8 protein-coding genes are annotated in these 13269 nt (G+C 34.0%); all 8 read right to left on the bottom strand.

What is annotated here, in order from left to right:
* Nucleotides 1-19 precede the first annotated feature (19 nt).
* A complete protein-coding gene (locus ATO12_RS11680) occupies nt 20-2341 on the bottom strand; it encodes a beta-N-acetylhexosaminidase (protein WP_316932924.1) in 2322 nt (773 codons plus the stop codon).
* A gap of 56 nt (nt 2342-2397) precedes the next feature.
* Nucleotides 2398-3414, bottom strand: coding sequence for an isoaspartyl peptidase/L-asparaginase family protein (locus tag ATO12_RS11675; RefSeq protein ID WP_034242166.1), 1017 nt, complete (start codon nt 3412-3414; stop codon nt 2398-2400).
* A gap of 94 nt (nt 3415-3508) precedes the next feature.
* A complete protein-coding gene (locus ATO12_RS11670) occupies nt 3509-5761 on the bottom strand; it encodes a GH92 family glycosyl hydrolase (RefSeq protein ID WP_034242165.1) in 2253 nt (750 codons plus the stop codon).
* A 57-nt stretch (nt 5762-5818) separates the two neighbouring features.
* A complete protein-coding gene (locus tag ATO12_RS11665) occupies nt 5819-6928 on the bottom strand; it encodes a putative glycoside hydrolase (protein ID WP_034242164.1) in 1110 nt (369 codons plus the stop codon).
* A 1-nt stretch (nt 6929) separates the two neighbouring features.
* Nucleotides 6930-8027: a carbohydrate-binding family 9-like protein gene (locus ATO12_RS11660; protein WP_240486125.1), complete on the bottom strand. Its 1098-nt coding sequence runs from the start codon at nt 8025-8027 to the stop codon at nt 6930-6932.
* A gap of 17 nt (nt 8028-8044) precedes the next feature.
* Nucleotides 8045-9013 carry a glycoside hydrolase family 130 protein gene (locus ATO12_RS11655; RefSeq protein ID WP_034242161.1) on the bottom strand — a complete coding sequence of 323 codons (969 nt, stop codon included), beginning with the start codon at nt 9011-9013 and terminating at the stop codon, nt 8045-8047.
* Nucleotides 9014-9052: 39 nt separating this feature from the next.
* Nucleotides 9053-10876, bottom strand: coding sequence for a sodium:solute symporter family protein (locus ATO12_RS11650; protein ID WP_034242160.1), 1824 nt, complete (start codon nt 10874-10876; stop codon nt 9053-9055).
* A 10-nt stretch (nt 10877-10886) separates the two neighbouring features.
* Entirely contained in the window at nt 10887-13157 is a 2271-nt protein-coding gene (locus ATO12_RS11645; protein ID WP_034242159.1) for a GH92 family glycosyl hydrolase, read from the bottom strand.
* Between the last annotated feature and the right edge of the window lie 112 nt (nt 13158-13269).

The raw sequence follows: 13269 nt of genomic DNA, 5'->3' as shown, positions 1-13269 counted from the left end.
TATTTTAAACTAATAACTATCAGTTAATTAAAATTTCATCTATAAATAGCCAAGTATCTCCTCCTTTTGGGTTTTCTTTTAAGTTTGCTATTTTCACTTTAATAAATCTTGCGGTATGCTTTTCGACATTGACTTTGAAATCTTTTAATTCAATAGTAGCATTATCAGCATAGGGTCGTTTTACTTCTCCTACTTTTTTGAAATCTTTTCCATCTATTCCTGTAAACACTTCTATTGCAATCGGAAAATATATTCCCGGACCTTGGTTTTCCATGGATCCAACAATTACCTGGTTTATGGTATCTCCTTTTTTAAGATCAATAATAACTTCCATATCATCCTTTAACCATGCTTGCCATTGCCCATCCTGAAAATTTTTGGTTCCTCTTAGTGTATTTACTAATGTAGATTTTCCTGTTCCCGTATATCGATCACTATAAGGAATAGTATACACTACATTATTAGCTACTCCTTTATGAAATACAATGGTATCTCTAAAAACTTTACCAATCGGTTTGTTCTCTTTAAACATTGATGCTTTAACTATTGTGGTCTGAGTTACCACAATAGGATGTTTATATTTAATAGGAGTATCCTCTAATCTACTATCGTTTAACACATATCGTATATCTGCATTCGTATATTCGTTTTGTAGTGTTAACGAAACTGATTTCTTTTCTAAATTTGTTTCGATTTCTGGTCGTATTAGATACGAACTCTTTGCATAATTAATTCCTAAATATTCATACCGCTGAAACATACTGGTGATTCTATTTGAAAAATCATCCCAATCTTTCTGGTTTTTGGCGCTCCATACCGCTTCTGATAAGGCGGCTAATCGCGGGTAAATCATATACTGTGAATGTTCTTTTGTAGGGATATATTCTGACCACAAGTTAGCTTGCCCACCAAGCACATGATTCGCTTCTTCTGTTGTCATTGAATCTACAATGGGATCAAACTGATATACTTTGCTTAATGGCAGATATCCCCCAATTGCTAAAGGTTCTTCATTTTGAGGCCCCTGGTAATAATCAAAATAACAGTGTGAATTAGGAGTCATCACTACATCATGCCCTTGTGCAGTGGCTTCTAATCCTCCTTTTACACCTCGCCAACTCATTACAGTAGCATCTGGTGCTAATCCTCCTTCTAAAATCTCATCCCAGCCTATTAATTTTTTTTCATGAGAATTTATAAATTTCTCCATTCGTTTTATAAAATAGCTTTGTAATTCTTCTTCATTTTGTAATCCTTCTTCTGCTATTCGTTTCTGGCAATGCTGGCATTTCTCCCAATTGGTTTTAGTCGCTTCATCTCCTCCTATATGTATATATTTTGAAGGAAAGATTTCCATAACCTCGACCAATACATCTTCTAAAAAAGTAAACGTACTTTCTTTTCCTGCGCAGTATATATCTGTAATTGGCCAAACTCCGCCTGACGGTACTCCTATAGGGTTTTCTTTACAAGATAAATGAGGATATGCAGCAATGGCACTCGAAACATGTGCTGGCATTTCTATTTCGGGAATAATTTCTACATTTCTAGACTGTGCATATTTAACTATTTCTTTTAATTCTTCTTGTGTCAAAAAACCACCGTAAGTCCCTTTGTCTTCTGCTTTTACAGGTAATCTGGCATTCCAATGCAAGTTCTCCTGGTCTACTCTCCATCCCCCAACCTCTGTAAGCTTTGGGTATTTTTTTATTTCTATTCGCCATCCCTGGTCATCAACTAGATGTAAGTGTAACACATTCATTTTATGCATGGCTAAACCATCTATTACTTGTTTAATGTAATCCTTATCAAAAAAATGACGAGAAATGTCCAGCATTAGCCCTCTCCACTTAAAACGAGGACCGTCTTTAATTTCTATATTCGGTATTTCCCAGGTTCTATTTTCTAATTTAGTTTTGCTTTCTATCTCGGAAGGTAGCAATTGATGTATTGTTTCTATTGCGTATGAAAAACCTGATGGGCTACTTGCCTTAATTTCTATACGATCGTTATCTACTTTAAGCTCATATGCTTCTGGTTGATTGGTTTTATCTACCGTAAAGGCTACATAATTTTTTTTAGGTTGTTTTTCTGTTACTTTTAGATCCCATCCAGCTACTGTTTTGAAGTTATTTTTTAAAACATAAACCGGTTCATTGGGTATATCATTTGTAATAAAAAACTTAGTATTTTCATTAAATTCGAATACTCCTGGATTAATTTTAATCATTTGCGGCTTAGGAATGATTTTAATATCCTTTTCTGCATAGATTCTCTTTTCATTGGTTTTACAACCTAACACTAATAGAATACTGATGATTATTGTGAGTTGTTTCATCATGATATGGTTGCTTTTAAACATCATAAGTGGTTATTATCTAAAAAAAATCTTCATTTCTAATTTTCCCAAGCCATTTTAAATGGTGCATCTTCTAATCTATTTCCTTTTTCTATATCGTTTACGGCATAATTAAACCCTGATCTTAGGCTATACCCTCCATATTCTCCATTTTTATTTAGTGCTATGAATCCCACCTGAAGGTATTCCATATCTTTATGATTCTTATGCTTATTATAGATTCGCTCTACAATTTCTTTACAAGCTTCGGCAGGAGATTTCCCCTGACGCATTAATTCTACAACCATAGCACTCCCTGCTGTGCGAATAACAGCTTCTCCTAAACCTGTTGCAGCCGCTGCTCCAACTTCATTATCCAGAAATAATCCAGCTCCAATTATCGGAGAATCTCCCACTCTTCCATGCATTTTCCAGGCTGCACCACTGGTAGTACAAGCTCCTGATATATTTCCATCTTCATCTAAGGCTAACATACTTATCGTATCATGGTTTTCGATATTTATTACAGGTTTATAATTAGATTTCTGTAACCACTCTTCATACGCTTTTTTGGTTTCTGGAGTTAATAAATTTTCTTTTTCAAAACCTTGATCTAAAGCAAATTGTAATGCTCCCTGACCGGTTAACATAACATGAGGTGTTTCCTCCATCACTTTTCGAGCTACAGAAATAGGGTGTTTGATATGTTGCAAAAAGGATACAGCTCCACAATTGCTATTATGATCCATAATGCAAGCATCCAAAGTAACATTACCTTCTCTATCAGGAAACCCTCCTATCCCAACACTTTGGTTTTTGGGGTCTGCTTCTGTTACTCGTACTCCTTGTTCTACTGCATCCAATGCATTTCCTCCTTTACTTAATATTTTCCATGCCTCGTCATTGGCTGCAACACCATGATTCCAGGTAGAAATAACAATGGGTTTTACACTCTTTTTAATTTCTTTTTCTTCTTTAATAACAGCTGTTTCCCCTTCTTTTTCATTTGTTTTACAACCAAAAGCTGTTAGTATTAAAAAAAGTGATACGTAGTAATGCTTAGTGTTAATTTTCATCTGTTCTTTTTTATTGTTCTTTTAATTGTCAGATGGAATTCACCATTGATCATATCGGTTGGTATTAACCTAATAATTATGGTTCATTTCATAATCAATATATTTTATTTACCTCAGGTAAGGATGAGTTTTTAAATACTTCATCATTTGGAGAATTACTCATTTCAAATTCGAGAAATCCTCCATTTACAATTTCTTTATGTGTTATATACATACGATCAAGTGATTTTCCATTTAATCTTATGCTCTTGATATATGTATTCTCTTCAGATAGGTTTTTAGCTACTATTAAAAACGTTTTTCCTTCTGGTAGCTGTATTTCTGTTTCTTTAAATAGTGGTGCTGTGATATGATACACCCCTTGTGCCGGGTTTACAGGATAAAGCCCAAGAGAACTAAATATGTACCAGGATGACATCTGTCCGCAATCTTCGTTTCCACAATGTCCATTGGGTTCGTTTTTGTATTGCCCTTCTAAAATTTTATGAGTTAATTTTTGTGTTTTTGAAGGTTGATTTACGTAATTGTACAGATATGCTACATGATGACTTGGTTCGTTACCATGAGCATATTGTCCGATCATTCCTGTACTAAAAATAGGTAGTTTATCTTCTGGTTTAGGGTCATAAGAAAACATAGAATCCAGTTTTTGGATAAATCGCTCTTTTCCCCCTGTATTTTTTATCAACCCTTCTATATGCTGAGGTACAAACCAATAATATTGCCAGGCATTACTTTCACAATAAAAAGGTGTATATTCTTTTGGCTGAAAGGGAGTCACAAATTCTCCCAGTGTATCTTTGGGTTGAATCCAATTATTTTTATCGTTATATAAATTTTTCCAATTCTCAGAACGTTTCATAAAATATGTGTAATCCTCTTCTTTTCCCAGGTCTTTTGCAAACATAGCGATACACCAATCGTCATAAGCATACTCTAAAGTTTTAGAAACAGACCAGTTTTCATGATGTTCTCCTATTGGGATATACCCTAAACGCTTATAAATATCTATTTGCCTATCCTCTACCATAGCACTTTCCTTACACGCCTTGTAAGCTAGTTCGGTATCAAATTGAAAACCTTTAAAATATGCATCAACAATAACCGGAACCGCATGATACCCTATCATCATATTGGTTTCATTTCCTTGCAAAGACCATACGGGTAGTATTCCTGTTTCTCTATAATGAGCCAGTATAGATTGGATCATATCAGGAACTCTTTCTTGCTGAATTATTGTATATAAAGGGTGTGCTGCTCTAAAGGTATCCCATAACGAAAATGTATCATAGCGATTAAACCCTTTTGCATTTACAATAGAATCATTAGCTCCTTTATAATTTCCGTTAGGATCGCTTAATAATGTTGGCGCCAACATAGATTGATACATCATTGTATAAAAAATACTCTTCTGATCATCATCTGTGGTTGTAATTTGAATCTTTTGTAATTCACGTTCCCAAATGGCTTGTGCTTTTCTAATATAGTGATCAAAATCAAAGTCAGGAGCTTCGGTATTTAGTGATTTCTGGGCTCCTTTGATGTTAGCTGTAGACAACCCGGTTTTAATAGTAATCTGTTCATTTTCTTCTGTGCTATAATGTAGTATAATTTTTGTATTTGTTCCTTGAACGGGAAGTGTAGTTAGCTCTTCATCTTTAAACACTTGATATGTCGTAAAAGGCTTCGAAAACTGCATTACAAAATAGATTCGTTGATCTTTTGCCCATCCGGTAGACATGCGATATCCCTGAATAGTATTATCATCTATTTTTTCTATATAAGTATCAGTAGGTTTATCCCAGTTTATAGCATATCCCAGATCAACATGTATTGCAGCTGCGGTATCTTTAGGAAAAGTGTATCTATGTATACCTACTCTATCAGTTGCTGTAAGTTCTGCTTTAATCCCATAATCCAATAAATCTACAGTATAATATCCTGGTGTAGCAAATTCTTTATCATGGCTATATGTAGAGAATGGTTTATAATTATTTTCTTTTACTTTTTTTGAAAACCTACTATTCGTAGGCATTACCAAAATATCATATAAATCTCCGGCTCCAGTCCCAGTAAGATGCGTATGAGAAAAACCACTAATGATAGAATCCTTATAGTAATATCCTGCAATTCTATCCCACCCGGGAATTCCTATATCCGGACTCAATTGTACCATCCCAAATGGAAGTGTTGCTCCCGGATATGTATTGCCTGGACCATCTGTTCCTATAAATGTATTTACATAAGAAGTTAATGATTGTTCTGGTAGATTTACTGAAACCTTCTCTTGATCGCAAGACCAAAACAATAGTAAAAGAATGATATGTAAATAGAATATTTTTTTCATTTTTGGTACGAATAAGACCTCACAAATTTTAAAAACCTGTTAAGTTCGTATATCGGATTACATTTTTGATTTTTTAATTACCTCTAGTTGTTCTTCTGTTATCGCATTTCCGTCAAAAAATGAAATCCCCGACGCTCCATTATCTTTTGCTAATTGTATGGCTTTTGATACATCATCTGCACTCATCGGAGGAAGATATATTCCTGTATGCAACTTAGTTTGCTTTCCTTGCAGATCATTCACTCCTTGTTTGGTTGCATACCCAATCCAATCTACTTCTTCGTTATAAAAGTTGTGATAAATCATGGGTAATACTTCATCTACATTCCATTTATCCCATCGTTGTCTAACCATATGATCTGCCATTTCGGGATATGGAAATACAGCTGCGGTTAACTTTTTATCATATTTATGAGCAATTTCATAAGCCTCATCTACCACTCTTTTTATCTGATTTAACCTAAATTGTTTCCACTCTATATCTATTGCAACATTTTTAGCTTCTTTTGGGTTTTTATGATGCTCTTGCTCAAATGTTTTTATACATACATCGCAATAACAAAAATCGAACTCTGGCAGCTCTTCATCCTGTACTAAATTATATTTTGGTAATAACCCAATCGGTAGATAGATATCTGGGTATCGAATGTAATCGAGATGTACACTGGTTACTCCTTCAACCTTTGCCAGTTGTTCTACTAAACCCAAAATATGTGCTCTGGATTCTTTTCTGGTAGGACATAACCACTGATAATAATCTACATAAGGTCGTGTATCATGGCACGATTTACCTTCTCTACTTACGGCATACCATTCTGGATGTTCTAAAGCCGTTTTATCACCGGGTCGATTCATAGTAAACATCCAGGCATGAACTTCTAATCCTTCTTTTGTGGCTAAAAGTGTTAGTTTTTTTAACACTTCGGGATCAGCCAGCGTATTTATTAATACTGCATCTATGCCATTTTCTTTATATTTTTTAAACTCTTCTCTATAATCATCATTTGATTTTGAAGGGTCCGCAGTAATCCAGGTCCAGTACTTAAATGGTGTTGCCTTCTCTTCTGAAACAACTTCTTTTATGATTTCTTCTCCTTTTTCAGTTTCAGTCTTACAACTAACACTAATAAGTACACTACATAGGAGTATAATTTTGAGCATCTTCATATTAATCTTCTTTTTGGATAATTTTACCGTCTTCTTTAATAACAAACAGGTGTTTTGTATATGGGCTTACTACTGCTATATTCCAACCTGTCTGATGATTTTCTATGGTTTTAACAACTTTATTTCCGTCAATCAACAGATCATCGGATCCTAATTCTTTAAAGGTTAAAGCCCAACGATTATTCTTTTTATAATATTCTTTTTGTTTTCTATACAATTGATATAGCAATCGCTTTACTTTTTCGTCTTCAGGAATTTTGAAGTCATCATTTTCTCCTACTTCTTTTGAAGAAAAATATACGTACCCCCAATTTTCGGGTTGATGCATATTAATCACACCGATAGGAGACCAAACCCAATTATATTCTGGTTTAAATTTTCCGTTATCATCTCTCTTTCTAGAGTATTTATTGTTCTGAAGTTCAAAATCCCAATTCACCCTGGAAAAATTCACTCTCCAAAACTTATCTTTCGGAATGTTTTTGTGATAATATGAGGTCTTAAATACTTTAAACGGAATAGCTATTTCTATGATCCATCCTTTATCGGTGTCGTTTGGATTATTTATAGTTCCGTTTACTTTAACTGAAGATTTAAATCCATTCGCATCCCAATCGTTTAATACAGGAGTTCCTTCTCTATATGGTTTTGTAATAAACAAATCCCATAGTGTATTTAATACATTAACTTCAAATTCATAATAATTATGAGTATCGTTATCCGGATCGATAAAAATTTCGAAATCATTATCATAAAAGATAATAGTATCTCTTTGTTTTAGGTTTCCCCATACATGTGGTTCTTCCATTTCTGCCAAAAAATAGAAATACTCATCATCCCAAAGCATTTTTACCGTAGTCTTATATTTTGGGATTTTGCGTCCTTCAATATCTATAAACAACTCGGTAGGTTTTGCTTTACTCCATGAAGATTCTAAAGCAGATCCATCAATATCTATTGATTCTTTGGTATAATGTGCGACATAAGATTTTGGAGAAATTTTACTTTCATTGCTTTGCCCATACACATTAATTGCATTACTAAGCATTAATACTATGATACAAAGTATTTTATTGATTCGAGCTTGAAAAAGTTTCAATTTCAGTGTACACATTTTTATAATGAATTTTCTTTAGTAAACTTAATGATTTCACTTATCCTTCCAAAAGCCAATGCAACTACAGTATCTGCGGCTCCATAATAAATAGCTACTTTATCCTGTTCTATATCTTGTAGAGTTGCACAAGGAAATATCACATTAGGAACATCTCCTATTTGTTCATAAGTCACAGAAGGAGTTAAGAGGTATGGTTTTGTTCTATATTTTACCTGATCTGGACTATTTTTATCCAAAATAGCAGCTCCCATGGCGTATCTGAATCCATTGCATGTATTTATCACTCCGTGATAAAACATCAACCATCCTTCAGCTGTAACAAAAGGCACAGAGCCCGCCCCTATCTTAGTACATTGCCAGGCGCTTGCTTCAAAAGGAGTTGCCTGCATTACATTTCTATGTTCTCCCCAATATTTCATATCGGGGCTATAACTAATAAATATATCACCAAAAGGTGTATGCCCATTATCACTAGGGCGGCTTAACATTGCATATTTACCATTGATCTTTTCTGGAAACAGTACTCCATTTCTATTGAAAGGTAAAAATGCATTTTCGCATTGAAAAAACTCTTTAAAATCAAAGGTATACGCAATTCCTATAGTAGGTCCAAAATACCCATTACACCATGTGATCCAATATCTATCTTCAATAAAAGTAACACGAGGGTCATACTTATAATCAGAAGCTATCATTTTGGTATTTCCTGCTTCCATGACAATAGGTTCCTCATTAATTTTCCAATCAATCCCATTATGACTAAAGCCAGCAAAAATATTCATCTGTATAGCTTTATTATCACATCTAAACACTCCGGCAAACCCATCATTATAGGGTACAACAGCGCTATTGAATATGCTATTAGAAGTCGGTATGGCATCTCTAGAGATTATGGGATTTTCAGAATACCTCCAAATAACATCAGAGCATCCTTTAGGTTTATCCTGCCATGGTATTTCTTTTTTCATTGCATTTCTTGTATAAATATTACTACTTTTCAAAAAGCATTATTTTGTCTTAAGTTTATCATACCATGTTTTCTTTAATATTATCGATGTAATAATCATTAATAATATCGCAAAAGCCATACTATAATATTCTTTTATTATTAAATACATTGGAACCAAAACAAAGGTCATTTGCCAAATAATCCCTACGCCGCAATTAAACATATCTTTCCAGAAATTTTTATTAGGTGAAAAATCAGGATTTTCTTTTTGTATTGCATTAATTACAGGTTGCCACCATCCCCAGGGCCTGGTGGTTTTATAAAAGTTTTTTAGCACCTCTATATCATCTTGTTTTCCTAATGTTACTCCTATAAAGCACCCAATAAAAGATACCAATAAGATGGCCGGAAATAAATAAATGGAAGTTGTATCGGGAAAAATTATGGGTATTATTGTTGCTGCAATAAGCCCTGCCAGCATTCCTCCGAAATATCCATATGAATTAAATCGCCACCATATCCACTTTAATACATTTGCCGCCGCGTATCCCCCATACAGGGCTGAGGTTAACCATATGGTAAGTTCATTTATAGATGATGCAAAAAAGCCACCAATCACTCCTACCAATACAATAATAATAGATGATAGATAACCATATTTAACGTATGTCTTATCTGATGCATTTGGGTTGATATATTTTTTATAAATATCATTAACAATATATGCAGGTGCAGCATTTATAAAAGCCGCAAATGTGCCCATAAAAGCAGCTAATAAGCCTGCCAGCAATAGTCCTTTAAAACCTATTGGAACAAAGCGATGAATCGCTACTGGTAATATGGTTTCGAAATCTACATCTATCCCTGCCTGTTGTAATTCTGGTCCTAAATATACTAAGCCTAATACAGCAAATCCGGTGATCATCAAATACCTGGGAATAAAGAGAACCACTATGGTAAAAGCACTCATTTTTGAAGCTTCTACTTCATTCTTTGTAGATAAAACACGCTGCATATCGTAACTGGGCACAGGGCCAGCCAGGCTGGCAAAAATGCCTTTAAAAATCATCATCATAAATAAGAAACCAAACAAAGAGAATCCGTCTTTCTCTATCTTTTCGTTCACACTATCGATATATCCGGTCCAATCCAAATCTAATTTCATATCAAAGAACAAATTATTCCAGTTTTCTGGGGTAGCAACTGCAATTTGCTCTGCTGTAACAGTGGTAAAAGCAATATATCCTATGACCAAACATGAAATGGTCATGATCACAAACTGGATGACCTCTGTCCCTACCACACTATACATTCCTCCTTTTAGAGTATATAAAGTAGTGATCCCAATAATTATCAAAGCATAAGATTGCTCTGAAGCCACTGTAAATAATCCCAGATCTATAGATAAATCCCAGGGAAAAAATATAATTGCAAATTTGCCAATCCCTTCAAAAAAGTAGGCTATAAACCCTAAGGTACTGGTAACAGCAAAGATTGTTACTATGATGTGAGACAGTTTTGCTCCCATTGCAGATCCGAATCTATAGGTTATCCATTGTGCTCCTGTTATCACATTTGACCTTCGTAACCACGCAGCCATAAAAATCATAATAAAAACCTGATTCCATACGGGCCATAACCAGGGTAGCCAGGCACTTTTTATTCCATAAACAAAAAGAATAGTAACCGTCCACATCGTACCGGAAACATCAAACATCCCTGAAGCATTTGACAATCCAAGATAATACCAGGGTATTTCATTTCCGCCCAGGAAATAGGATTTTATATCTTTTGATGCTTTCTTAGCAACATAAAATCCAAAAAGAAGAGTAATAACAATATAGCATAGAATTATTACAATATCTACGGTAGCTAGGTTCATTTAGAGTTGGTTATTTCTGTACACCCCAGTTTTTGTTAGGAGATGCACCCATTACAAAATGTAATGTTCCTCCTTCTGTTATTTCCTGATGTGTAATATATGATCGATTAAATTCTTTTCCGTTTAGCGTTGCAGATTGGATATATATATTTTTATCCGAAACGTTTTCGGCTTCTATATTAAAGCTTAAATCGTCTGATAGTTTTAGAGTCGCTTTCTCAAAAACCGGACTTCCGATTTGATATTCTCCTGATGCTGGATTCATAGGATAAATCCCTATAGAACTAAATATGTACCAAGCCGACATTTGCCCGCAATCCTCATTACCACTTAGTCCATTAGGTGTTGTATTATATTGTGTTTTTAATATTTGACTTACCCAGTATTGAGTTTTCCATGGGGCATTGGCTTTATTAAACATATAGGCAATATGATGACTGGGTTCATTACCGTGTGCATATTGCCCTATAAGACCTGTAATATCTGCAGAAATATTATCTCCAGTAATTTCAGAATCTTCGGTAAATAATTGCTCGAGTTTTGTTACAAAAGTGGTTTCGTTTCCAAACAATTGTATTAGCCTTTTAACATCATGAGGTACAAACCAACTATGTTGCCATGCATTTCCTTCTGTATAATCGGCATGTACTCTATGAGCAGAGAATTTGGGATCAAATGGTTCATGCCATTTTTTTCCATCCTCAGATTTTCCTCTCATAAACCCTGTCTTAGCATCAAAGAGGTGCACAAATGCTTTGGATCGTTTTAGAAAATATTCATAATCTTTTTCTTTCCCCAGAACCTTGGCAACTTGTGCAATACACCAGTCATTATAGGCATATTCTAATGTAATGGTAACCGATTCGTCTAGTAAATTATAAGGAATATATCCGTATTTTTTATAGTGTTCTAATCCTCTTTCATCTTGCATCATAGTGGTTTTCATGGCTTCATATGCTTTTTCGATATCAAACCCTTTAATGCCTTTTAGATATGCTTCGGCAATCACAGAAACAGAGTGATACCCGGTCATCGTATTGGTTTCATTGGCATATAAAGTCCAGACAGGTAAAATCTTGTTATTTTCATAATATGCTAACATAGAATTTACGATATCAGAAACTTTATCTGGTTCTAAGAATATGAGTAAAGGATGTTCTGCTCTAAAGGTATCCCATAGCGAGAGTGTAGAGTATGCAGTAAAGTTTTTTGCAAAAACAATGCTGTCATTTTCTTTTCTAAACGCACCATCCTGATCACTGTATGTAACTGGTGCTACTTGAGCATGATACAATGCGGTATAAAAAATGGTTTTTAACGAATCATTTTTAGTATCTACTTTTATTTTAGATAATACGTTTTGCCATGATGCACTGGTGTTTTCTACGATTTTATCAAATTCAAATTTATTTTTATATGTCGAAATATTGTTTTTTGCATTTTCAACACTTACTGAAGAAACCCCAACTTTTACCTGTAATTGATTTTTATTTCCTTTATTAAAAAACAACTGGGCAGATGATTTTATTCCTTTAATAGAATTAATATTTTCAGTCTTTTTTGTATCTGAGTATAAATCGTAATCATTGATGGCTTTAGAGAATTTTATCACAAAAAATACTTTTTGATTTTTTGCCCATCCGGTACTATTTCTATATCCCGAAACTGTAAATTTATCTTCAATATGTATTTGTGATTCTAAGGTTTTATCCCAATTAATAGCATATCCTAAATCTAATACCACAGATTGTGTATCTCCCTCATTATATTCGTATCTATGAAAAGCTGTTCTAACTGTAGAAGTTAATTCGGCATTAATATCAAAATCTTCTAAAAACACACTATAATATCCAGGTGTAGCTTTTTCTTTATTATGAGAATATTTAGATGTAAACGGTATTTCGTCTCTTGTTTTAAAAGAAGTAGATAAATCTACTTCTTTATTAATCGGCATCAATCTAATGTCATTAAGATCTCCAATTCCTGTACCACTAAGGTGTAAATGACTAAAACCGATAGTTAATGAATCAGAATAGTGATACCCTGAGCACCAATCCCATTCTGAAATACCATTATCCGGACTTACCTGTACCATACCAAATGGTGCGGTTGCCCCGGGGTAGGTATGACCATGACCTCCCGTACCTATAAAAGGGTTTACATACTTAATAACATTACTATCTTCATGCGTTATATTACTTTCATGTTTATGCTCTTTCTTACACGAAAAAGTACTCAATATTACTATTATCAATAATTTAATATTACGAGGTATTTTCATCTATTTATATTTATTTTTTTATCATTGTCCTACAAGAAGAGCAAGTAATGACATAAATATTTACAAAACTTATGGTTAAAAGAATAATTTTAGATCAATAACAAAGCAACTC

It is taken from the genome of Aquimarina atlantica (assembly GCF_000626715.1).
GTDB classification, from domain to species: domain Bacteria; phylum Bacteroidota; class Bacteroidia; order Flavobacteriales; family Flavobacteriaceae; genus Aquimarina; species Aquimarina atlantica.
This window is presented reverse-complemented; position numbering and strand designations above follow the sequence as displayed.